Annotated in this window: 24 protein-coding genes and 1 tRNA gene; 15 read left to right on the top strand and 10 right to left on the bottom strand. The window is 68.8% G+C overall.

Going from position 1 to position 20,966, the window contains the following annotated elements; translation table 11 throughout:
* On the top strand, window positions 1-726 hold a 726-nt coding region (locus tag Y710_RS01635), incomplete at its 5' end, for an HNH endonuclease signature motif containing protein (protein ID WP_156479389.1).
* A 36-nt stretch (window positions 727-762) separates the two neighbouring features.
* On the opposite strand, the gene Y710_RS01630 is transcribed toward Y710_RS01635, so the two are convergent.
* Window positions 763-1,548: a TetR/AcrR family transcriptional regulator gene (locus Y710_RS01630; protein ID WP_006897352.1), complete on the bottom strand. Its 786-nt coding sequence runs from the start codon at window positions 1,546-1,548 to the stop codon at window positions 763-765.
* 88 nt (window positions 1,549-1,636) lie between these two features.
* On the opposite strand from Y710_RS01630, the gene Y710_RS01625 reads away from it, so the two are divergent.
* Genes Y710_RS01625 through Y710_RS01605 form a run of 5 tightly spaced genes read left to right on the top strand, consistent with a single transcriptional unit; the run spans window position 1,637 to window position 5,650 of the window.
* Window positions 1,637-2,908 carry a DUF445 domain-containing protein gene (locus Y710_RS01625; protein WP_006897351.1) on the top strand — a complete coding sequence of 424 codons (1,272 nt, stop codon included), beginning with the start codon at window positions 1,637-1,639 and terminating at the stop codon, window positions 2,906-2,908.
* 60 nt (window positions 2,909-2,968) lie between these two features.
* The gene (locus Y710_RS01620; RefSeq protein WP_006897350.1) at window positions 2,969-3,442 is read left to right on the top strand and encodes a helix-turn-helix domain-containing protein; all 474 of its coding nucleotides are present in this window, start codon (window positions 2,969-2,971) and stop codon (window positions 3,440-3,442) included.
* Window positions 3,443-3,451: 9 nt separating this feature from the next.
* The gene (locus tag Y710_RS01615) at window positions 3,452-3,778 is read left to right on the top strand and encodes a DUF2516 family protein (protein ID WP_006897349.1); all 327 of its coding nucleotides are present in this window, start codon (window positions 3,452-3,454) and stop codon (window positions 3,776-3,778) included.
* Between the two features lie 19 nt (window positions 3,779-3,797).
* On the top strand, window positions 3,798-4,574 hold the full coding sequence (locus tag Y710_RS01610; protein WP_006897348.1) for a MerR family transcriptional regulator: 777 nt from the start codon (window positions 3,798-3,800) through the stop codon (window positions 4,572-4,574).
* Complete coding sequence (locus Y710_RS01605; RefSeq protein WP_006897347.1) at window positions 4,571-5,650, top strand: alpha/beta fold hydrolase; 1,080 nt, start codon at window positions 4,571-4,573, stop codon at window positions 5,648-5,650. The genes Y710_RS01610 and Y710_RS01605 overlap by 4 nt, the downstream gene beginning before the upstream one ends.
* Here Y710_RS01605 and Y710_RS01600 read toward each other — a convergent pair.
* Window positions 5,628-6,725: a UDP-N-acetylmuramate dehydrogenase gene (locus Y710_RS01600; RefSeq protein ID WP_231875648.1), complete on the bottom strand. Its 1,098-nt coding sequence runs from the start codon at window positions 6,723-6,725 to the stop codon at window positions 5,628-5,630. The genes Y710_RS01605 and Y710_RS01600 overlap by 23 nt on opposite strands.
* 24 nt (window positions 6,726-6,749) lie before the next feature.
* On the opposite strand from Y710_RS01600, the gene Y710_RS01595 reads away from it, so the two are divergent.
* The 6 genes from Y710_RS01595 (at window position 6,750) to Y710_RS01570 (ending at window position 11,550) form a co-directional block, all read left to right on the top strand.
* Window positions 6,750-7,238 carry a DUF2505 domain-containing protein gene (locus Y710_RS01595; protein ID WP_006897345.1) on the top strand — a complete coding sequence of 163 codons (489 nt, stop codon included), beginning with the start codon at window positions 6,750-6,752 and terminating at the stop codon, window positions 7,236-7,238.
* A gap of 22 nt (window positions 7,239-7,260) precedes the next feature.
* Window positions 7,261-7,773 carry a DUF2505 domain-containing protein gene (locus Y710_RS01590; protein WP_062366040.1) on the top strand — a complete coding sequence of 171 codons (513 nt, stop codon included), beginning with the start codon at window positions 7,261-7,263 and terminating at the stop codon, window positions 7,771-7,773.
* On the top strand, window positions 7,770-8,558 hold the full coding sequence (locus Y710_RS01585) for a hypothetical protein (protein WP_062366039.1): 789 nt from the start codon (window positions 7,770-7,772) through the stop codon (window positions 8,556-8,558). Before Y710_RS01590 ends, Y710_RS01585 begins: the two co-directional genes overlap by 4 nt.
* A 107-nt stretch (window positions 8,559-8,665) precedes the next feature.
* A complete protein-coding gene (locus Y710_RS01580; RefSeq protein ID WP_062366036.1) occupies window positions 8,666-9,550 on the top strand; it encodes a hypothetical protein in 885 nt (294 codons plus the stop codon).
* 25 nt (window positions 9,551-9,575) lie between these two features.
* Window positions 9,576-10,400: a carbon-nitrogen hydrolase family protein gene (locus Y710_RS01575; protein ID WP_062366034.1), complete on the top strand. Its 825-nt coding sequence runs from the start codon at window positions 9,576-9,578 to the stop codon at window positions 10,398-10,400.
* Window positions 10,393-11,550, top strand: coding sequence for an LmeA family phospholipid-binding protein (locus Y710_RS01570; protein WP_062366032.1), 1,158 nt, complete (start codon window positions 10,393-10,395; stop codon window positions 11,548-11,550). Before Y710_RS01575 ends, Y710_RS01570 begins: the two co-directional genes overlap by 8 nt.
* A 31-nt stretch (window positions 11,551-11,581) precedes the next feature.
* Here Y710_RS01570 and deoC read toward each other — a convergent pair whose 3' ends face one another.
* On the bottom strand, window positions 11,582-12,259 hold the full coding sequence (deoC, locus tag Y710_RS01565; protein WP_062366030.1) for a deoxyribose-phosphate aldolase: 678 nt from the start codon (window positions 12,257-12,259) through the stop codon (window positions 11,582-11,584).
* A 27-nt stretch (window positions 12,260-12,286) separates the two neighbouring features.
* On the opposite strand from deoC, the gene purU reads away from it, so the two are divergent.
* Window positions 12,287-13,174, top strand: a complete 888-nt coding sequence (gene purU, locus Y710_RS01560; RefSeq protein ID WP_006897338.1) for a formyltetrahydrofolate deformylase — start codon at window positions 12,287-12,289, stop codon at window positions 13,172-13,174.
* Window positions 13,175-13,191: 17 nt separating this feature from the next.
* On the opposite strand, the gene Y710_RS01555 is transcribed toward purU, so the two are convergent.
* On the bottom strand, window positions 13,192-13,950 hold the full coding sequence (locus tag Y710_RS01555) for an SDR family oxidoreductase (RefSeq protein WP_006897337.1): 759 nt from the start codon (window positions 13,948-13,950) through the stop codon (window positions 13,192-13,194).
* A gap of 81 nt (window positions 13,951-14,031) precedes the next feature.
* On the opposite strand from Y710_RS01555, the gene Y710_RS01550 reads away from it, so the two are divergent.
* On the top strand, window positions 14,032-15,165 hold the full coding sequence (locus Y710_RS01550; RefSeq protein ID WP_006897336.1) for an ROK family transcriptional regulator: 1,134 nt from the start codon (window positions 14,032-14,034) through the stop codon (window positions 15,163-15,165).
* Between the two features lie 322 nt (window positions 15,166-15,487).
* On the opposite strand, the gene otsB is transcribed toward Y710_RS01550, so the two are convergent.
* From otsB to Y710_RS01530, 5 genes are read right to left on the bottom strand one after another with little or no spacing between them, the layout of a single operon-like run.
* Window positions 15,488-16,252 carry a trehalose-phosphatase gene (gene otsB, locus Y710_RS01545; protein WP_006897335.1) on the bottom strand — a complete coding sequence of 255 codons (765 nt, stop codon included), beginning with the start codon at window positions 16,250-16,252 and terminating at the stop codon, window positions 15,488-15,490.
* A complete protein-coding gene (locus Y710_RS01540; protein ID WP_006897334.1) occupies window positions 16,249-17,688 on the bottom strand; it encodes an alpha,alpha-trehalose-phosphate synthase (UDP-forming) in 1,440 nt (479 codons plus the stop codon). Before Y710_RS01540 ends, otsB begins: the two co-directional genes overlap by 4 nt.
* Window positions 17,689-17,693: 5 nt before the next feature.
* The gene (locus tag Y710_RS18875) at window positions 17,694-17,858 is read right to left on the bottom strand and encodes a hypothetical protein (RefSeq protein WP_006897333.1); all 165 of its coding nucleotides are present in this window, start codon (window positions 17,856-17,858) and stop codon (window positions 17,694-17,696) included.
* Between the two features lie 23 nt (window positions 17,859-17,881).
* On the bottom strand, window positions 17,882-18,673 hold the full coding sequence (locus Y710_RS01535) for a MerR family transcriptional regulator (RefSeq protein ID WP_062366028.1): 792 nt from the start codon (window positions 18,671-18,673) through the stop codon (window positions 17,882-17,884).
* Window positions 18,670-20,124 (bottom strand): threonine/serine exporter family protein, encoded by a 1,455-nt coding sequence (locus Y710_RS01530; RefSeq protein ID WP_045539733.1) that lies wholly within the window; start codon window positions 20,122-20,124, stop codon window positions 18,670-18,672. The genes Y710_RS01535 and Y710_RS01530 overlap by 4 nt, the downstream gene beginning before the upstream one ends.
* Window positions 20,125-20,314: 190 nt before the next feature.
* Between Y710_RS01530 and Y710_RS01525 the strand changes: the two genes are divergently transcribed.
* Window positions 20,315-20,386, top strand: a tRNA-Thr gene (locus Y710_RS01525).
* A gap of 62 nt (window positions 20,387-20,448) precedes the next feature.
* On the opposite strand, the gene Y710_RS01520 is transcribed toward Y710_RS01525, so the two are convergent.
* A complete protein-coding gene (locus Y710_RS01520; protein ID WP_062366026.1) occupies window positions 20,449-20,925 on the bottom strand; it encodes a GyrI-like domain-containing protein in 477 nt (158 codons plus the stop codon).
* Window positions 20,926-20,966: the final 41 nt, after the last annotated feature.

Genomic DNA, 20,966 nt, shown 5'->3' with positions numbered 1-20,966 from the left:
GCGGCGCGGGGTCGGGATCTGCGCAGTGCCGCTCAGCGCACGCACGATGCGTTGCTGGCGTTGTGTGATTACGTTCTCGCCCGCGGCGGGCTGGGTGCACCGAACCGGATACCGGCGGAGTTGGTCATCACCGTCACCGATCAGGAACTCGCCGCGCATGCCGGAATCGCGTTGACCGCGACAGGTAGCCGTGTTCCGATCGGTGAACTCGTGCGGCTCGCTGCCGAGGCTGTGCCGCATCTGGCGGTCTTCCGGAATCACACCAGCGAGGTCCTCTACCAGGGTCGTGGTGCGCGGTGTGCGAGTAGAGCGCAGCGGTTGGCGTTGTTCGCCCGCGACCGCGGTTGCACCGCCCCCGGCTGCGACCGCCCCTTCGGGCAAACTCAGGCCCATCATGCACCGGACTGGATCACCCCGGGAGGGCGCACCGACATCGATGCTCTCGGCGCCGCGTGCGGGCGCCACAACCGCGCCGTCGGCACCAACCGCGGCCAATGGGAGACCACCATCCTCCCCGACGGACCCGATGCCGGACGCATGGGCTGGCGACCGGCCACCACCGATCACCCCTGGCGCCTGAACCCCGTCCACCACGCCGGGCAGGCACGGCACCTGCACCCACGGGAGGATCAACAAGTTCCCGTTCCGCATCGCCGCGAGCATCCGCCGCCGGAGGCCGCGGCCCAACCCGATCGCGAGTCCCGGCCGGGACACGCGGCGGCCTGAGCCGTGGTCGCGGAGAGCCTCCCGGTCTGCGCCCGGTCACCCGGCGGGCGGATGCCCTTCGTCCGGAGGGAGCTGTGGGGGATCGGCTGCGAAGCAGGCCGGATCGCCACCCGCGCCCACCACGCCGACGATGCCGCCCCAGACGAGCATCGTCAGTTCCTCGGCCAGATCCTGCGAGGTCCGGTCCGGGACGGCGATCCACTCCTCAACGGCGACGGTGGTGGCCCCGACCATCGCGCGTGCCCAAGTGCGGGCGCCGCGAGTCTGGGCGCCGCGGGCCGCGAATCGCGCCTCGAGCGTCGATTCGAGGGCCCCCGCGAAGATCTTCTCGGCCTCGGCGGCGACCGGACGGCTGCCCGACGGCCGCGCCATCGTGAACCGGTAGACATTGGGATCCGACGACACCGTCTCCACGTACACGCTGATGACGGCCTGAACCAGGCGGTAGTCGCCGATGTCGCCCGACAGCGCGTCGATGAGTCGCGGCATCACGGTCGTCTCCACATACCAGAGCGTGACGGCGGCGGCGAGGTCGTTCTTGTCGGCGAAGTACCGGTAGAGCACGGTCTTCGACACCCCGATGTGGCGGGCGATGTCGTCCATTCCGACCTCCGGGCCGAGAGCCCGGATCGCTTCCACCGTGCCCGCGGTCAGCTCGGCGCGTCGCTCCTGCTTGTGCTTCTCCCAGCGCTGCTTACGGCCGTCGGAGGCGACGGCTTCCACCGCAGGCGTCAGGATGCGTTGTTCGAGCTCGCGCGTCAGCGTCGCCGCCGCGTTGACGGCGGCGCGCGCGGCACTCGTGGGTATCGGAGGGTTCGGCATCACCTGGAAACCCTAGTAGCTCGTACGGAACACTGGACGAGTGTCGTCAACCTTGGACCATCGACAGCGCACCCCGAAGTCTCCGGCGGTGCCCGCGGGACTGACGCAGGCGGACGCGAAACGAGCCCACGACCTGCGGCGGATGAAGATCGTGGCGACCGGCCTGCTGGTCGGCGCCGCGGTGATCTACTTCTGCATGCGCTGGCTCGAACACCGGGACGGAGCGGACGTGGCCGCGTGGGTCGGATTCGTCCGCGCCGCATCCGAGGCCGGAATGGTCGGTGCGTTGGCCGACTGGTTCGCGGTCACCGCGCTGTTCCGTCAGCCGCTCGGACTGCCGATTCCGCACACCGCGCTCATCCCGCGGAAGAAGGACCAGATCGGCGACCAGCTCGGCGGCTTCGTCCAGGAGAACTTCATGACCCGCGAGGTGATCGAGGATCGTGTCGCCTCGCTCGACCTGCCGCGCAGAGTCTCCACGTGGTTCGCCGACCCGGCGAACAAGCCGCGGGTGAACGACGAGGTCTCGAGGATCTTCAAGCTCTGCTCGGAGATGCTGCGCGACGAGGACGTCGAACGCCTCATACAGGCCGCCCTCAAATGGGCGGCGGAACCGCTGTGGGCACCGCCCGCCGGGCGCATCCTCGAGCAGCTCGTCGCCGAGAACCGTCTCGAACCGGTGATCCAACTCGCCTGCGACCGCGCGCACGAGTGGGCGCTGGGCAGTCAGCCGCTCATCGACCGCGTGGTGGACCGCGACGGTCCGGCGTGGGCACCGCGCTTCGTGACCCATCTCGTCGGCGACCGGATCTACCGCGAACTGACCGAGTTCACCTACAAGGTCCGCGCCGATCCGCAGCATGAGCTGCGGATCGCCATGCACGATTTCGTCGAGGACTTCGCCCGGGAACTGCAGGAGGACGAGGCGACGATCGCCAAGTTCGAGAACCTCAAAGAGGAACTCCTCGGACGAGACGAGGTGACCGGAGCGGCGTCGACCGCGTGGCAGGCGGGCAAGGCGGTCATCGAGCAGATGCTCGACGACCCGGAGTCGACGCTGCGTACCTCGCTCTCCGACGCGGTGGTGCAGTTGGCGGAACGGATCCGCGACGACGAACCGCTGCAGGCCAAGCTCAACGGCTGGGCGGTGCGGGCGGCCCGTCACGTGGCCGACAACTACTCGGCGGAGATCATCTCGGTGATCACCGAGACGGTCCGGGGATGGGATGCCGCGGAGACCAGTCGCAAGATCGAACTGCAGGTCGGGCGTGATCTGCAATTCATCCGCATCAACGGCACGGTGGTCGGATCGCTGGCCGGCCTGGCCATTTACACGGTCTCGGTTCTGCTGTTCCCCTGACGCGCTTGCACTTGTTAGCGCCCGGTGCGGATAATGGAATCCGGGAGGCACGAGTTTCGTATGACATCCGAGCATGATCACCAGGACGGCCAGTCCGAGACGGGAACCGTCGAGGCCATGGCCACCGCTGCGCAGGACATCGGCGAGTTCATCCGCAGTCAGCGGCTGTCCGCCAAGGTCTCACTCCGGCAGCTGGCCGAGCGAGCGGGCGTCAGCAACCCGTACCTCTCTCAGATCGAGCGCGGGCTGCGCAAGCCGTCGGCCGACGTGCTCTCGCAGATCGCCAAGGGACTCCGCGTCTCCGCGGAAGTGCTCTACGTGCGCGCCGGAATCCTGGAGGCGCGGCCGGCGAGCCCGGTGCGCGACGCACTGCTCGCCGACAGTTCCATCAGCGAGCGGCAGAAGCAGATGCTGCTGGAGATCTACGATTCGTTCCGCCGAGAGAACGGAGCGAGCGAGCAGTCGGACGGAGCGTCCGCGGCCGGCACGGTCGACGTCCTCCGGGCCGATTCGGCCGAGCCGGCGCGTGATTAAGGTGGAGTCGTGAGCGCAGCGAGTTTCGTCATCTACGCCCAGCAGTACATCCTGCTGGCCATCACCGTCATCGCGGGCGTCACCGCGGCCGTGGCCCTGGTGCACGCCGCGATCACGCGACCCGACGCCTTCACCGCCGTCGACGCGCAGACGAAGACCTTCTGGGTGGCCGTCCTCGCGGTGTCGACGCTGCTGATCTGGCTGGTGCAGGCATCGCTCGGCTTCGGACTGATGTTCTTCCTCGCCGCGATCACCGCGGTCCTCGTCTACGTCGTCGACGTCCGGGTTCGGACCGACGAGATCCTGGGCCGCTCGTGGTTCCGGAAGAACGCGTAGGGACGCGGGGACCCCACCGGTGAGCGAATACCGCATCAACGACCTCGCGCAGGTCTCCGGAGTCAGCGTCCGGAACATCCGCGTCTATCAGGACCGGGGACTGCTCCCGCCGCCGACGATCCGTGGGCGCACCGGCTGGTACTCCGACGAGCACCTCGTCCGGCTCAACCTGATCTCACGCATGCTGGAACGCGGCTACACGTTCGCGACGATCAGCGAACTCCTGCACGCCGCGCATTACGGAATGAAGGTGGAGCACGTGCTGCGCGCGGCTCCGAAGGGCGGAAGGTTCCGCAACATCAAGCGGGCCGCCACCATCACCTTCACCGAATTGAAGAAGACGCTGGGCGCCGACGAGCGGTCGATCAATCTCAGTCAGAAGCTGGGACTGCTCACGAAGGACGGCGCCCACTACGCAATCCGCAATCCGGAGCTGCTCGAAGGCGCCGAAGTGCTGGTGAAGGGCGGCATCGACATCGATGACCTGCTCGATCGATGGATGCGAGTCGAGTCGGATCTGACCGATGTCGCTCGGAGCTTCGTATCCATCATCACCGACAAGTACTTCGACGAGAATCTGCCGAACCTCGGCGAGGAGAAGCTGGCGAAGATGGCCGAGCTGATCCAGACCGTTCGGCCGATGGCCCACGAGATCGTCGAGACCACCTTCAGCCGGGCTCTCGACAAGGAGATCTCGCGGGCGATCGGCGAGGCCAGTACCTATTTCGATGCGACGCAGCAGCAGTCTGCGCAGAGCAGCCGGGCGACCGGCGGCCAGACGGAGGTCGACGAATGACGACGAAGAACACATGGACGCGAGCGCGCCGTTGGGCGACGATCGGCGCGGTGGGCGCCGCTGGAGTGGCGGCTGCCGAACTGGCGGTCGCCGGCGGATTCATGGTCCGCGAGGTGTTCAAGTACCCCGATCCCGTTCAGGACGGCCCCGACCCGATGCTCGCTCCGCCGACGCACCCCATGCGGTCGTCGGTGGTCGGCACCCCGGACGGCACGCTGCTGCACGTGGTGGCCTCCGGTGACGTCGAGGACGCCGACGAGATCGTCGTGCTGATTCACGGCTGGACCTGCAACACCGGATTCTGGAACGCACAGTTCAACCACTTCGGCAGCGGCCGCCCGATGGTGGCCTACGACCAGCGCGGCCACGGCCTCTCGGAGATGGGAACGGCCGCGGCGACCATCGAGATGCTGGGTCAGGACCTGCAGGCAGTCCTCGAAGCGATGATCCCCGAGGGCAAGCGCGCGGTGCTGGTGGGACACAGCATGGGCGGCATGACGATCATGTCGTGGGCCAAGCAGTTCGGTGCGGGCATGGAGGACCGGGTCTCGGCCATCGTCCTGTGTTCCACGGCTGCACGCGGAGTGGTCCAGCGACAGCATCTGATCCCCGAGGACATGCCGGCCGTAGCCGGTCCGGGCAAGCGAGTGCTGGAGCGGACCTTCACCTCCTCGCGGCTGCCCCTGCCGAGCAACTCGTTGACCGAGAAGTTCTCCCACTATGTGACGACCGGTCCCGTCGCCCGCCAGGCCCACGTCGACTTCACCGACGAGATGATCGCTTCCTGCTCGCCGAAGGCGCGCGGTGCGTGGGGCTCGGCGATGTACTCGCTCGACGTGCTGTCCGGACTCGACAAGGTGACGGTCCCGACGGCGGTGGTCGTCGGCAGTGCCGACCTCCTGACGCCGGTGGAACACGCCCAGGAGATGGCCAAGGTGCTGAGCCGACGCGGTTTCCTGTACTCGTACAACGTGTACGAGGGTGCGGGACACATGGTTCCCTACGAGCGGTCCGCTGAGTTCGACGCACTGCTCGGCAATCTGCTCTCCGGGGTCAGCGCGGCAACCGGCAGTTGACGAAGACGGGTTCGGGGTGCAGTTCGACGCCGAAGACGTCCCGCACCCCGTCCCGCACCCGCCCGGCGAGTTCGAGTAGATCCGCCGTGTCGGCGCCGCCGCGGTTGGTCAGCGCCAGCGTGTGCTTGGTCGACAGCCGGACGGGCGCTCCGTCGCCCGGGAAGCCCTTGGTGAAACCGGCGCGTTCGATCAGCCACCCCGCCGACAGCTTCACACCGGCGTCCGCCGGATAGCGGGGGACCGCGACGTCGGCGCCGACGTGCGCCGCGATGCGCTCGAGAATCGCCTCCACACGCTCTTCGGGAACGATCGGGTTGGTGAAGAACGATCCCGCGCTCCAGGTGTCGTGATCGGCGGGGTCGAGCACCATGCCCTTCGCGGCGCGGAGCCCGAGCACCCGGTCGCGCACGTCGCGGGCGCCGGCGGTGCCGCCCTCGTCCACGCCGAGCGTGCGGGCCAGTTCGCGGTACCGGATCGGCGCCGACACGCCGCCCGGATTGAGCCAGAACGAGACGGCCAGCACCACCTGATCGTGGCGGCCCTTCAAGTCGCTCGTCCGGTAGGCCAGGCCCAGTGTGTCGGGCGCGGCCCAGCGGATGTCTCCGGTGGCGCGGTCGAGCAATCGCACGCTCCGCAGAACGTCGGCGACCTCGACGCCGTAAGCGCCGACGTTCTGAACCGGTGTGGTGCCTGCGGCGCCGGGGATGCCCGAGAGGCACTCCAACCCGCCGAAGCCCGCGGCGACGGTGTCGGCGACCAGGGAGTCCCAATCGGTTCCGGCCTCAGCCGTCACGTACGGCCGTCCGTCCTCGTCTCCGTACTCGATTCCGGCGCTCGCGATGACGACCGCGGTGCCCTCGAAACCGTCGTCGCCGATCACGAGGTTGGAGCCGCCACCGATCAGCAACACCGGCTCGCGCCGGGCGTCGAGACCGGCGACCGTCGCGACCAGTGAGTCGGTCGTCTCGCACCGGACGACGGCGCGTGCGGGTCCACCCAGCCGCAGGGTGGTGAAGTCGGCCAAGAGGACGCTCGAGGCGTCGCGCACACGGGTGGTCTGCTGTGGGTCGGTCACGTCAGTAACGGTAACCTGGCTGCCATGTCGAGCAAGTTCGAGCATTCGGTCAGCTATCCGTTCTCCGTGTCCGCACTGTGGTCGCTGATCAGCACCGAACAGTACTGGCGGGACCTGGTGCAGGCGACCAACGCCGGGCACGGCTCGATCGAGTCGTTCGCACTCGACGGCGATCAGGTGACAGTGGTGAGCAAGCAGGGCGTCGGTGCGGAGAACCTGCCGTCCGTCGTGACCGCGGTCCGGCCCGGCGACCTGGAGATCCCGCGGACCAGCGTGTTCCGGCTGGCCGGCGAGCAGATCACCGGCTCGATGGAGGCGGCGGTCTCCGGTGCTCCGGCGAAGATCCACGGTGACATCGTCATCAGCGGGGACCCGGCGGTCGCGCGGTATTCCGGACAGGCCGATGTCTCGATCCCGTTCGTCGGCGGCAAGATCGAGAAGGCGATCATCGAGCAGGTCGGACTGCTGCTCGACGCCGAACGTGACGCATCCGTCGAATTTCGGCAGGGTTGAATCTGACGTTACGCTGTCCCACATGGCACGACGGCTCAGCTACTCAGCTCGGTACCCGCACTCGGCCGAGAAAATCTACCAGGCACTGTCGCAGAAGAAGTACTGGGAAGATCTCATGGTCGAGTTCCGCGAGCTGACCCCGATCTCGAACGTCGAGGAGTTCGAGACCGGTGACGACGGGATCCGCGTGGTCCTGCAGCAGACCATCACGCGGGACATGCTGCCGCCCATCGCCCAGACCGTCATGCTCAAGGACATGATGATCACGCGCACGGAGAACTACGGCGTGTTCGATCCGGTGAACACCGACGGCAGCTACAGCGCGTCCATCCCGGCCGGTCCGGGTTCGCTCACCGGGCGTCAGGAACTGTTCCCGACCGACACCGGGTGCACCATCCGCAAGACGACCGAGGTGAAGGTGTACATCCCGTTCGTCAACGCCAAGCTCGAACAGCTGATGCTGGTGAATCTGGTGGACCTGTTCCGCGGCGAAGCCGAGTTCACGTCGACCTGGGTCGAGGACAGCCTCGCGTGAGAGGCGCCGGCCTCGCGGCCGGACGACCCAGCGGGCGCATCACCCGCGGTACCACGAACATCAATCGGCTCCGTCGCGTCGACCGCGCGATGGCCGCCGACCCCCGTGTCCGTGCCGCCTGCGACGTTCCGCGGCCGCTGGCCGTCGACCTCGGATACGGCGGCCGCCCCGACACCGCGGTGGAGATGGCGATCCGGCTGCGCCGGGTGATACCCGACCTGGACCTCGTCGGCCTGGAGATCGACCCCGCCCGGATCGTGGAACCGCGTCACGGGGTGCGCTTCGCGCTCGGCGGCTTCGAACTCGCGGGTCTTCGACCGCACCTGGTTCGGGCGTTCAACGTGCTCAGGCAGTACGGCGAGGACGAGGTGCATGCGGCGTGGGCGCAGATGCAGAGCGCGCTGGCCCCGGGCGGCCTGATCGTGGAGGGCACCTGCGACGAGATCGGCCGCCGATGCTGCTGGATCCTCCTCGACCGCGACGGACCGATCGAACTGACTCTCGCGTGGTCGCCCGCACACACCCGTCGCCCGTCGGAGTTGGCCGAACGGCTGCCGAAGGCACTGATCCACCGCAACGTGGACGGTGAGGCGATCCATCGGCTCCTGGAGACCGCCGATCAGTGCTGGGACCGGGCGGCCGGGCGCGAGGTCTTCGGCCCGCGCGACCGCTGGCGGTACGCGCGTGACATGCTCCGGGACTCGGGGGTCGAGGTCCGCGTGCCTCGCGGCCGTCGCGTGGACAACCTGCTGACCGTGCCGTGGGGCGCCGTCGCTCCCGCTTGACCTGACGAGTTCCGCACGCGGCGGAAGCCCCGAGGCCACGCACTGCGACTGTCGTCCGTTCGGTCGGGTTTCCCGAAGATGTCGGAGTTCGCCGATACGCTTCCGGCATGTCCACAGATGGCCGGCCGGATGACCCCGCACGGAATGACCCCGCACGGAATGACACCGCACGGAATGACACCGCACAGACTGCGCCCGACGTCGATCACTACGCCGAGACGATGTCGCGGCCGGTGCCCGACCCTCCGTCGGTGCCGCCGCTGCGGGAGCCGACCAGAACCTACGACACCCCCGGTCTCGAGGACCCGTACCGCTCGGGTCCGCACTACGCCGGCCCCACATCCTCGGGACCGCTCTACGCTCCGACGCAGTATCCGAGCGGCCCGTATCCGCCGCCCGGCTACGGGCCGGCACCGGCCGGCGGGGCGGGGCGTGCGGTCCTTCTCGGTCTGGCGATCGCCTGCGTGATAGGTCTGGCGGTGGCCGCCGTCGTCGTCTGGATGAAGGTCGTGAACGCCCCCGACGAGAAGACCGCGGACCCGGCCCCGACGGTCGTCACGCAGGCACCTCCCACGCACACCGTGACATCGGTGGTGGCCGATCCGGAGACCGATGCCGCCGGGCGCCTGCGCGATCAGGCGACGGCCGACGCCGCCGATTTCCGCGGTGCCCTCGCCGATCGCTGGGCTGCGCAGATCAGTGCGAGGCGCCCGGGCCTGTACGCCGACGGCCGTACTTGGGACAACCAGACCATCCTGGCGGAGTTCGAGTCGTCTCGGTCCCGGTACCCGCAGGTCCGGCTGATCGACTCGAGTGAGTGGCCGGTGTTCTCCGAAAGCGGCTGGTGGGTGACGGTGTCGGCCCAGGGCTTCGCGAGCGCGGACGACGCACTGGCCTGGTGCCGCGGAAACGGGCTCGACAAGGACCACTGCTTCGCCAAGCTCATCAGCAGCAGCCGCGGGCCGGAGGGATCTACGCTTTATCAGAAGTGATGTTCTCGTGCCCGAGGGAGACTGCATGCGACTGGCGATGGCCCAGATGAGTTCCACCGACAGCCCGGACGCCAATCTGGAGATCGTGCTCGACGGCGTGCGGGACGCCTCCGCGGCCGGAGCCGACCTGGTGGTGTTTCCAGAAGCGGCCATGTGCCGGTTCGGCGTCTCCCTCCGCGATGTGGCGCAGCCACTCGACGGCCCGTGGGCATCGGCGGTCGCGGCCGCCGCGGACGCTCACAGAGTCGCGGTGGCGGCGGGGATGTTCACGCCCGCGCCCGACGGCCGGATCCGCAACACGGTCCTGGTGGCACGACCCGGACGCGCACCCCTCGCTTACGACAAGATCCACCTGTACGACGCCTTCGGCTTCGCCGAGTCGCGGACCGTGGCGCCGGGACACCGGCCGCTCGTCTTCGACGTCGGTGACTGCACGGTCGGCGTCGCCACCTGCTACGACATCCGGTTTCCCGCGCTGTTCACCGAACTCGCCCGACGCGGAGCACAGATGATCGTGGTCCCCACGTCGTGGGGTTCGGGACCCGGCAAACTCGAGCAGTGGGAGATCCTGACTCGCGCTCGGGCGCTGGACTCCACCGCCTACGTCGCGGGCGTCGGTCAGGCCGAACCCTCCGACCCCGCCATCAGAGACTCCTTGGCTCCCACCGGGATAGGTCATAGCCGACTCTCAGATCCATTCGGTAGCGTGATCGCCGACTATGACTCCGCGGTGCAGATGGGTGTCCATGACATCGATCTCGCCCTGACAGACAAGGCGCGCAGCGCGTTGGCCGTGCTGGCCAATGCCCGTGACATTCCCCGCCTGGATCGGACGAACCCGCATGACTGACTCTCCGCGCTCGTCGCATTCCTCCGACGACGAAGCCTCCGACGAGGCCGCCGTCGGCGAATCCGAGACCCGGGAGCACGTCGCTCCGGAGTCGGATGCGGCGAGGGAGCCCGCCCGCGCCGCGGGGTCCGACGAGTCCACAGGGGCCGAGGAGCCCGCGGCGACGGGCAAGCACAGCGTCTCGGACACCGACGGCGCTCTTCCCGACGACACCCCGACCGGGGAGGTCATCACCGGGCCGATCCGCTACACCTCGGACCCGGCCACGCACGCCTACTCGGAGTCCGGCAAGCCGCCGACCAAGCAGATGGACGCACTCGACTCGGGGGCGTTCACTCCGGTCGCGGCAGCTCCGCCGCCACCGCCGCCGCCGTCGTCCGGTGCGCCGGTGATGTCGTCGCCGTCGGCCAAGCGCGGACGCGGCCGGACGATCGGCCTCATCGTGGCCGCCGTGGTACTGCTCGTGGTGATCGCCGGCGTCGGATCCGAACTGTACGTCCGGCACAAGGTCACCAGCTGTCTGCAGACCTCCTTCGAGAACCTGACCGGAACCGGAACCGACGTCTCGGTGTCTCGGCGACCGATGCTCATGTCGGTGGTCGACGGCGACGTCCCGTGGGTCCAGGTAGACACCACCGGTGGCGGCGACTCCACCATGCAACTGCACGCCCGGGCCGAGGGGATCAGCACCGACGGCGGCACCGTGCAGTCACTGCAGGGCAACGGGTTCCTTCCCTACGAGCGCATTCAGACGATGAGCCAGGAGGGCCAGAACGGCAGCCCGACCATCGAGTCCATCAGCGCCGATCCGTCTGCGGGGACCATCAAGATCTCCACGACGGTCAACATCACGATCATCCCGATCCCCGCCACCGTGACGCTCAAGCCGGTGGTGAAGGACGGTGCGGTCTCGTTCGAGGTGAAGGACGCGACGGCGCTGATGTTCGGTCTCCCGTCCGACTTCGCTCAGCCGATCGTCGATCAGGTCACCGCTGCGATGTTCGGTCCGCTGTTCAAGCAGATCCACGTCACCAAGCTCGACGTCGGCAAGTCGGGCATCGACTTCGCCTTCGCCGGCGACGATGTGAACCTGAAGTCGGCCGCGGAGTCGACCAACGCGTCCAGCGGTTCCGGAGGCTGCGCGGTCTAGCCGTGCCGCTCGGCAGCCGTACTGCCGCGGCCTACTCGGCGAAGCCGTCCAGCACCGCGCGGGTGCCCGACAGCCCGAGGCGATTCGCGCCCGCGGCGATGAGATCGGCGGCTGCTGCCGCCGTGCGGATGCCGCCGCTGGCTTTGACACCGACGCCGTCGCCGACTGTCGCTCGCATCAACTCGACCGCGCGGACGCTCGCACCGCCCGCCGGATGGAAACCGGTCGAGGTCTTGACGAAGTCGGCGCCCGCTTCGACGGCGCGCCGGCAGACCTGCACGAGACAGTCGTCGCCGACCGCGTCGAGCAGGACCGCGGACTCGACGATCACCTTGAGCACCCGGTCGCGGCCGATCGCCTCGCGGACGGTCAGGACGTCCGCGAAGACCTCGTCGTACCGGCCGTCGACCGCGGCGCCGACGTCGATCACCATGTCGATCTCATCCGCACCGGAATCCACAGCGAGGCGTGCCTCGGATGCCTTCACCAGCGAGTGATGCTTGCCCGACGGGAATCCCGCCACGACGCAGGTGCGCGCGGACCCGGTGTCGATGGGCAGCATCGACGGTGACAGGCAGATCGAGTACACGCTGAGCTCCAGACCGTCGATGATGGTGGCCTGCGCATCGGCCCGGGTCGCTTCGGGCTTCAGCAGCGTGTGGTCGACCATCGCTGCGACATCCGCTCGGGTCAGGTTGGTGTTCGTCACGGAATCGAGCTTGGCACACTGAGAACTGTGAGCAACTCGCAGATCTCCTCCGGCGACGACCGTCGCTTCGTCCTGACCCTCGGCTGCCCCGACCGCACCGGCATCGTCGCGGCCCTCTCCGGCTTCCTCGCCGGCGTTGGCGGGTGGATCACCGAGGCGGCGTACCACTCGGATCAGACCACCGGCTGGTTCTTCACCCGGCAGGCCGTCCGTGCCGATTCGATCGGGATGCCGGTGGAGGAGTTCCGGAGCCGTTTCGCCGAGGTGGCCGCGATGTTCGGGCCCGAGGCCGAATGGCAGGTGTCCGACACCGGTGCCGAGAAATCAGTGGTGCTGCTGGTCAGCAAGGACAGTCACTGTCTCACCGATCTCCTGTCCCGTGCCGAGCGCGGCGAGTTCCCGGCTCGGGTCAGTGCGGTGGTCGGAAATCATCGGGACCTGGAGACCATGACCACGCGATTCGGTGTTCCGTTCCACCACGTGCCCTTTCCCGCCGGTGGCAAGGAAGAAGCGTTCGCGGACGTGCGGGCGATCGTCGACGGTTACGACCCCGACGCGATCGTGCTCGCGCGCTTCATGCAGATCCTGCCCGCCGACCTGTGCGAAGCCTGGGCCGGCAAGGCCATCAACATCCACCACAGTTTCCTGCCGAGCTTCGTGGGGGCCCGGCCGTACCATCAGGCGTTCGACCGCGGGGTGAAGCTGATCGGCGCCACCTGCCACTACGTCACCGCCGATCTCGACGCCGGCCCGATCATCGAGCAGGACGTCAGCCGGATCAACCACGAGTACTCTGCGGCCGACATGGTGCGTCAGGGCCGAGACATCGAGACGCTCGTGCTCGCCCGCGGCGTACGCTGGCACCTGGAGCACCGCGTTCTGGTGCACGACCGCAAGACGGTCGTCTTCCAGTAGTCCGCGACTCCCGGCGCCTACCCGGTCTTGATGTTGCGGCGCGAGGTGGCCTGATCGCGGGGGCGGACGACGATCTGGTCGAGGTCGACGTGCGACGGCCGGGACGCGGTGAAGGACACGATTTCGGCGATGTCCTCGGCGACCATCGGCGTCAGCCCCTCGTACACCGACTCGGCCTTCGCGGCGTCGCCGCCGAAGCGGACGAGGGAGAACTCGGTCTCGACCATCCCGGGGCAGATCTCGGTCAGCCGGATGGGCTTGCCGAGCAGTTCCAGGCGCAGTGTCCGGTGCAGGACGCCCTGCGCGTGCTTCGCAGAGGTGTAACCCGCGCCGTTGTCGTACGCTTCGAGTGCCGCGGTGGAGGTGATCGTGATGATGAGACCGTCGCCCGATGCCTCGATCTTCGGAAGCAGGGCCTTGGTGACGCGCAGTGTGCCGACCACGTTGGTCTCCCACATCCAGCGCCAGTCCTCGAGGTCCGCCTCCGCCACCGGGGCCAGGCCCTTGGCACCGCCCGCATTGTTGACCAGGACGTCCACGCGGTCGAGCGTCGCGGCGAAGCGTTCCACCGAGGCGGCGTCGGTGACGTCGAGGTACCTGGCGCGGCCGCCGATCTCCTGGGCGAGCGCGTCGATGCGGTCGACGCGCCGCGCGCCCAGCACCACGGTGTAGCCATCGCGGGCCAGGCTGCGCGCCGTCGCCGCACCGATACCCGAACTCGCCCCCGTGACGACCGCGATCTTGCCCTTGCTGCTGGAACTCTCGGAGCTAGTCATGGCATCGAGTCTAGTGGCGGCGGGTGCCGGCGATGCCCGGAGTCCGCGGGCCCCGAACTCGTCTGCTGATAGGTTCGACGCATGACCATCGCCGGCGTGGTGGCCGCGCCACTTCGTTTCGGATCCGGCCCTGCCGCCGCCGTTCTCAACGCTGTCCGTATCAGTGCTCCGGCGACCCGGGACCGACTTGTCGCCGACACCGGGCTCTCGGCCGCCACCGTCAACCGGCAGGTGAACGCACTCCTGGAGGCGGGCCTGGTGATCGAGCGACCCGATCTGCTCGGGCACAGCGGAGTCGGACGGCCCAAGCTGCCACTGACCCTGGACCCCGACCGGTTCTGCGTCGCGGGCATGCACATCGGTGCCCGCCGGACGGCGCTCGTCATCGCCGACGTCGGAGGCCGCACGCTGTACAGTCACGCGATCCGTACGAAGGAACTCGCGAACGCCGACGCCGCGTCGGCCGTCGATAGATTGTGCGAACTGCTCGCCGAACTCGCGGGGCGCTTCTCCGGTCGGCGGGTCCTCTGGGCGGGCGCAGCGCTCGGTGGGGTGGTCGACGACGCCACCGGCCTCGTCGACCACACGATCCTGCGCTGGCATCGGCAGCCGCTGGGGGAGCGTCTGCACGCGGCCCTCGGCGTGCCGGTGTCGGTGGCCGAACACGTTCAGGCGATGGCGGCCGCGGAATTACTGTTGGCGTCGACCGTTCAGCGCAGCGGATCGAGCCTGTTCTTCTACGCCCGTGAGACGGTCGGCATGGCCCTGATCATCGACGGCGAAGTACACCAGCCCGCGCACGGCGCGGGGACCATCGCCGGGCTCCGGGTGGAACCGGGGGTGCTGGCCGTCGAGCCGGTGGCGCCGTTGCAGTCGGTGATCGGCACGGCGGCGGTCAAGGCCGCGGCCGCCCGGCTGGACGTGGACGAGTCGGCCGGCGTGGTCGCCGACGATCGCGCGCGTGTGCTCGGCGAGGCGGTGGCGATGATGCGTGATGTGTTGAATCCCGATGCGATCACGGTGGCCGGCGACGCCTTCTCGGCCCATCCGCACGGGCTGGCTCCGGTGCAGGCGGCGTTCGACGCGGCCAGCCTGTTGCCGAGACCGCTGGAGATCGTCCCGACCTGCTTCGGGGTGCACGTACCCGAGGCGGCGGCCGTGGCCGTGGCGCTCTCCGCGGTGTACGCCGATCCACTGGGTGTCGTCGGCGGCTGAATTCATCCGGCTCGTCGAGTAGGCCGTATCAAGACTGCCTGTCTGGGGTTTCGACTCGCTGCGCTCGCTCAACGGGCCTGGAGGGTCGCTCGGTAGCTGTTTCCAGGGTTGCCGTATCGAGACTGCCTGTCTGGGGTTTCGACTCGCTGTGCTCGCTCAACGGGCCTGGAGGGTGGCTCGGTGGTGTTTGTCTGTTGAGGGTTGTCGAGTAGGCCTGTGAGCGTAGCGAGCATGCTGTATCGAGACTGCCTGTTTGGGGTTTCGACTCGCTGTGCTCGCTCAACGGGCCTGGAGGGTCGCTCAGTGCGCCTTCGCACGACCGTCAGCGGCGCAGAGCGGCCACGGTCTCCAGGACTGTCGCGACCCCGTTCGGATCCGCGACGCGGAAGTGCGCCGCCGTCGGGCCGTCTCCGACCTTGACTCCCACATCGTCCGGACCGAGGCGCGCGAAGGCCTTCTCGTCGGTCACGTCGTCGCCGAGGTAGAGCACGGCGTCCACCTCGAGCGCCGCGCGCAGGCGGTCGAGGGCGTGTCCTTTACTGGTCTCGATCACCGCGAGTTCGATGACCGCTTTGCCGTGGGTCACCTGCACCCCGTCCCACGACGCCGGACCGGACTCGGCGAGAGCGAGCGCGGCGTCGGCGTCGGCGGGGGATGCGTTGCGCACATGAAGGGTGGTGCTGACCGGCTTCACCTCCACCGAGGTGCCGGGGAACCGGGCACTCAGACCGCGGAACTCGGCGACGATCCGCCGCAGCAGTTCGCGTTGCCCGTCGGTGACCGGATCGTCGAAGCCTTCGGCGAACTCGGCGCCGTGGCTGCCGACCAGCGTGATGTTCTCACTTGCTCCGGAGAGCGCGCGCAGGTCGGCGCGGGCCCGGCCGGACACCAGTGCCGCCGCGGTCCGCGGCGCCGCGGCGCACTGCTCCAGCGCGGCCATCGAGCGCGGTTCGGGGACGGCGTCCTCGGGCCGCGCCACGATGGGTGAGACGCACCCGTCGTAGTCGGAGGCGACGAGCACCCGCGGACGGGCGGCGAACGCTTCGAGCGCGGCCCGCAGGGCGTCGTCGAGCATCGTCTCGGTCATGCGTCGGCGGCGAGGGTGTCGAGGAAGCTGGTGGCCCACAGATCCACGTCGTTGGTCATCACCTGATCGTGGAGGATGCGCATCCGCTCACGGCGGGCCTCGGCGGGATCGGTGACGGCGGCCTCGATCGCGTCGTCGACGTCGCGGTCGTCGTACGGATTCAGCAGGTAGGCCTCGCCGAGTTCGGCTGCGGCGCCGGTGAACTCGCTCAGGACGAGGGCGCCGCCGAGATCCGCGCGCGCGGCGAGGTACTCCTTGGCGACAAGGTTCATCCCATCGCGCATCGGGGTCACGAGCATGACGTCGGCCGCGCGGAAATAGGCGAGCAACTCGTCGCGGGCCACCGGCTGCAGCAGGTAGCGGATCGGCGGGCGCGCGACGGTCCCGTATTTGCCGTTGAGGTGACCGACCATCTGCTCGATGCGATTGCGCATGTCGATGTAACTGTCGACGCGCTCGCGGCTGGGGCTGGCGAGCTGAACCATCACCGTCTTCGCGGGATCGAGCCGGCCGGAAGCGAACAGCCGCTCCAGCGAGGCCAGCCGGACGTCGATTCCCTTGGTGTAATCGAGCCGGTCGACGCCGAGCAGCAGCACCTCGGGGTCACCGAGTTCGGCGCGGATCGTGACCGCGCGGTCGGCGGCGGCCGTGGCCTGCGCCGCCACATCGGCCGAATCGATGGAGATGGGGAACGAGCCGACCTTGACGGTGCGGCCGTCGTACTCCACCGCTCCGAAATCCTCCCGCGCGGTGATCGGGCCGTTCGAGGTGCGGGTGCCGAGGAGCCGGCGCGCGAGTGTCAGGAAGTTCTCGGCGCCTCCGGGCAGGTGGAAGCCGAGCAGGTCGGCGCCCAGCAGGCCTTCGAGGAGATCGGTGCGCCAGGGGAGCTGGCTGAACAGCTCGGTCGGCGGGAAGGGAATGTGCAGGAAGAACCCGATCCGCAGGTCGGGACGCGTCTCGCGCAGCATCGCGGGCACCAGGAGCAGCTGATAGTCCTGAACCCAGACCATCGCATTCGGGGCCGCAGCACTCGCGGCGGTCTCCGCGAACCGGCGGTTCACCCGGACGTACGCCTCCCACCAGTCATGCCGATACTCGGGCTTGACGAGTAGATCGTGGAACAGCGGCCACAGAGTGGCGTTCGAGAACCCCTCGTAGTAGTCCTCGACCTCTGCGGCGCTCAGCGGCACCGGGTGGATGTCGATGCCCTCGACGTCGGGCTTCTCCTCGGGGGACCCGTCCTGCGACGCGCTGCCCGACCACCCCACCCAGGCGCCCGACCGGGTCTCCAGGGTGGGGGTCAGTGCCGTCACGAGTCCGCCCGGCGAACGCTTCCAGACCACGGAGCCGTCGGGCCGGACCTTCTTGTCGACCGGAAGACGATTTGCGACGACGACGAAATCCGCACCCGTCGCAGGGTGCCCGGGGGCCGTCATCCGCGTCAGGCGGACTCGCCGGGAGCGATTCCGAGCATCGACAGCAGCATGCGGCATTCGTCGGCGTCGGTGGCGTAAGCGGCCACCACGCGGCGGGCCTTGTGTGCGGTCTCGTCGGTCACCGGCTCCAGTTCGTCATCGGCGATGTCGTCGGTCGTCTTAGCTGCCATGGCCGGGATTCTACCCGAGCCGATCAGCGGTGCCGGTCGGCGTTCGCGACGATCGCATCCCGTACGTACCGGGCCAGTCCGGGCTCGATCTCCTCGTACGACGCGGTGAACCGCGGGTCGCTCACGTACATCTCGCCGAGGCAGGTGTGGAACTCGTGGCTGCACTCGTAGAAGCGCTCGTCGATGTGCTTGCGCGCCCGTTCTGCGGCGTCCATGGCGGCCGTGCTGTCGGCGGGTTCGCCCGCCCGCATGGCGGCGGCGAACGCCGCGTGGATCGCGTCGGTCTCCGCCTTGATCTGTTCCCAGTCCGCCTTGGTGTAGTCGCGAGTGCGGCGGGCCGACTGCTTCCACGCGTCGGTCTGCCCCCACCGCTCCTCGGCTTCGGCCTGGTACTCGTCGCGGAATCCGTCGCCGAAGATCTCTCGCATCTCTTCGGCGGTCGCTGGTCGTTGCTGCATCTGCGTCTCCATCGCTCGATCGATGGCTGCGACGAGCTCGGTCAACTCGCCCAGCCTGGACACGACGGCCTCGCGTCGCCTGCGCAGGTGATCGACTGGGTCGCCGTCGCCGTCGAGCAGTGCCGCGATCTCGTCCAGCGGCATCTCCAGCCGCCGGTAGAGGACGATGCGCCAGAGCCGGTCGAGGTCCGCCTCGGTGTAGAGGCGGTAGCCGGCTCCGGTGCGCTTGGCGGGCGACAGCAGTCCGATCCGGTCGTAGTGGTGCAGAGTGCGCACCGTGACTCCGGTCAGATCGGCCAGACGTCCCACCGTCCAGGTGGTCGTCCCCGTGCCGTCGGCCCCGTTCGTCGCCGTCATGGATTCCAGCGTGGAGGCTTACGTCGCGTGAGGGTCAAGCCGTGCGGCCGGCCGTCGCGCAGCGCGTCGCGTTGGCGCGCCAGCGCCGCGGGCAGCCGGGGCCGTTTGAGCGTGCGTGCGATGAATTCGCCGAGGGTGACTCCGGCGGCGATGGAGCAGCCGACCGCGATGGCTGTGGCCAGCTCGCCGAAGCCGGCCAGCGTCTCGCCGCTCATCACACCGTAGAGACCGCGGTACATCGCCAGACCAGGCAGCAGCGGGGTGATGCCGGCGACGGCGACCACGAGTGGCGGGACGAGGGCTCGACGAGCGGCGAGACCACCGATGAGGCCGACGACGATCGCGGCGACCGCACCCGAGACGATGGCTCCCGCGTCCGTGAGCGAGAGCCCGCTGATCACCCCGGAGGCCAGCACGCCCGCGCCGAGCGCGACCGGGATCGCGCGACGCTCGGCGTAGCTGGCGAGTGCGAAGGCGCCCGCGGCGATCGCTCCGCCGATCACGGTCGCGGCCACGTCCGACGGTCCGAACGGAGACGTCGTCGTCAGGCCCGGCAGACTCCCGCCCAGCGCCTCGACCAGCCGGATCGCCATGGCCACGCCCGCCAGGATCCCGCCGGTCATCAGCACGACCTCGGAGAATCGGGCGGTGCCGGTGATCGGCGCCCCGGTGATCGCGTCCTGCACCGATCCGACCAGCGACAGTCCCGACAACAGCGCCACGATCCCCGCCGCGATGATCTGCGACGGCGCGAAACTCACGTCGAGCGCCTCGCGCCAGTGGTACAGGCCGGCCGCGGGGAGCACGGCGATGAACCCGCCGAGCATCTGCTGGAAGAAGATCGGGGTTCCGATGCGGGCCAGCCGCCGGTTGAGAGCGACGATGACGACGGTGGTCAGGAAAGCCGTCAGCACCACCAGCGTGGTACCGCCGAGAAGGATCGAGATACCCAGCGCCAGAACGCCCCAGGCCAGATTCGCGAGCCAGTACGGGTAGGGGTGGGGGGCGCTGACGATGCCGTCGACGATCCGGTGCGCGGTTCCGGGGGTGATGGCCAACTGCCGGATGCGCCGCACCAGGCGGTCGACGTGCGCGAGCCGGGTGAAGTCGAGCGACCGGTAGTGGACCGTGCGCACGGTGGTGACCGGCGGCAGCGTGGGGCCCCGCCGGGCACTCACCAGGATACGGTTGAACGTGACGTCCACGACGACGTCCTCGAGACCGTAAATGCTTGCGACGAAAGCGATCTGGTTGCCGGTGTCGATGGCGCCGGTACCCGAGTCGAGGAGCACCGCGCCGATACGTGCGGCGAGATCGAGGACTTCGGTGATCGCGGCCTCGTCGTCGAGCGGGATCGGTTTGCGGGGTGCGACGACGATGCTGCCCGGCTCGATCGTGTCGATCGTGGCCGTGGCGTCGCCGAGAATCTTGTCGAGTCCCTGACGGAACATCGCTTTCACACGCACCCTGCCTCCTCACAGGTCAGTCGCGGAGGCGGTCCGGTGGGGCCGCCGCCTTCGATCGTGGCATCGCACGCACCGGCCCGCGAGGGTTGTCCCGCGGAGGTGCCCGAGGTAAGTCGTCGGCCCGGGGACCGGGCGTTACTGGTTCGCGGTGTGACCCTATATACTTCCGCCGCAGGCCTCCTTAGCTCAGTGGTAGAGCACTCGCCTTGTAAGCGAGCGGTCGTCAGTTCAATCCTGACAGGGGGCTCCGCCGCGGGCCTGACGCATCCGATGCGTCGGGCCCGCTCCACTCTCCCGGCGGTGCGGTCCTCAGAGGAGGACCAGCAGATCGGTCCGCAGGTCGTCGTGTGCGACGACGCTGGGATCGGTCACGTAGATCTCGACCACCGCGCGGGGCACCGCACCCCCTCTGGCGAAATGGGTCTCCATGAGCAGCTCCCACGCCGACCCGAGACCGTCGAAGCCGCCGAGGTGCGACATCACCAGGGCGCGGCCGGTGGGGAAGGTCCCGTTGTCGATGCCCTCGAGGTCGGTGGGCTCGGCTACGGGGAAACCGATCGTGACGTCGAACTCGTCGGTGACGTCGCCCTCGTAGACGGCGAAGCCCGGTCCGATCGGCCGAGCCTGCGCCAGCAGGTGGAAATGGCCGTCGAAGATCTCCGGCAGGTCGTCCATGCGGACCTCGGGAAATTCCATGGTCACCACCCGCACCGCGTCCGGCAGGGACACCTCGGTGGCTTCGAAGAACGGCTCCTCGCGCAGGATCAGGGGCAGTGAACTGGTCATGAATCCATGCTACGGCCGCGCGGCCCGGAGTCGGCACATGC

This window comes from Gordonia sp. QH-12 (assembly GCF_001578675.1).
Classification (GTDB): Bacteria; Actinomycetota; Actinomycetes; order Mycobacteriales; family Mycobacteriaceae; genus Gordonia; species Gordonia sihwensis.
This window is presented reverse-complemented; position numbering and strand designations above follow the sequence as displayed.

Excerpts from the sequence above, each read along its gene's own strand:
- Y710_RS01540 (WP_006897334.1), bottom strand. The coding sequence starts at position 17,688 with ATGACGGCCCCCGGGCACCCTGCGACGGGTGCGGATTTCGTCGTCGTC.
- Y710_RS01605 (WP_006897347.1), top strand. The coding sequence starts at position 4,571 with ATGACGACGAAGAACACATGGACGCGAGCGCGCCGTTGGGCGACGATC.
- Y710_RS01575 (WP_062366034.1), top strand. The coding sequence starts at position 9,576 with ATGCGACTGGCGATGGCCCAGATGAGTTCCACCGACAGCCCGGACGCC.
- Y710_RS01550 (WP_006897336.1), top strand. The coding sequence starts at position 14,032 with ATGACCATCGCCGGCGTGGTGGCCGCGCCACTTCGTTTCGGATCCGGC.
- Y710_RS01580 (WP_062366036.1), top strand. The coding sequence starts at position 8,666 with ATGTCCACAGATGGCCGGCCGGATGACCCCGCACGGAATGACCCCGCA.
- otsB (WP_006897335.1), bottom strand. The coding sequence starts at position 16,252 with ATGACCGAGACGATGCTCGACGACGCCCTGCGGGCCGCGCTCGAAGCG.
- Y710_RS01555 (WP_006897337.1), bottom strand. The coding sequence starts at position 13,950 with ATGACTAGCTCCGAGAGTTCCAGCAGCAAGGGCAAGATCGCGGTCGTC.
- Y710_RS01535 (WP_062366028.1), bottom strand. The coding sequence starts at position 18,673 with ATGACGGCGACGAACGGGGCCGACGGCACGGGGACGACCACCTGGACG.
- Y710_RS18875 (WP_006897333.1), bottom strand. The coding sequence starts at position 17,858 with ATGGCAGCTAAGACGACCGACGACATCGCCGATGACGAACTGGAGCCG.
- Y710_RS01530 (WP_045539733.1), bottom strand. The coding sequence starts at position 20,124 with ATGTTCCGTCAGGGACTCGACAAGATTCTCGGCGACGCCACGGCCACG.
- Y710_RS01590 (WP_062366040.1), top strand. The coding sequence starts at position 7,261 with ATGGCACGACGGCTCAGCTACTCAGCTCGGTACCCGCACTCGGCCGAG.
- Y710_RS01630 (WP_006897352.1), bottom strand. The coding sequence starts at position 1,548 with ATGCCGAACCCTCCGATACCCACGAGTGCCGCGCGCGCCGCCGTCAAC.
- Y710_RS01570 (WP_062366032.1), top strand. The coding sequence starts at position 10,393 with ATGACTGACTCTCCGCGCTCGTCGCATTCCTCCGACGACGAAGCCTCC.
- Y710_RS01520 (WP_062366026.1), bottom strand. The coding sequence starts at position 20,925 with ATGACCAGTTCACTGCCCCTGATCCTGCGCGAGGAGCCGTTCTTCGAA.
- Y710_RS01620 (WP_006897350.1), top strand. The coding sequence starts at position 2,969 with ATGACATCCGAGCATGATCACCAGGACGGCCAGTCCGAGACGGGAACC.
- Y710_RS01595 (WP_006897345.1), top strand. The coding sequence starts at position 6,750 with ATGTCGAGCAAGTTCGAGCATTCGGTCAGCTATCCGTTCTCCGTGTCC.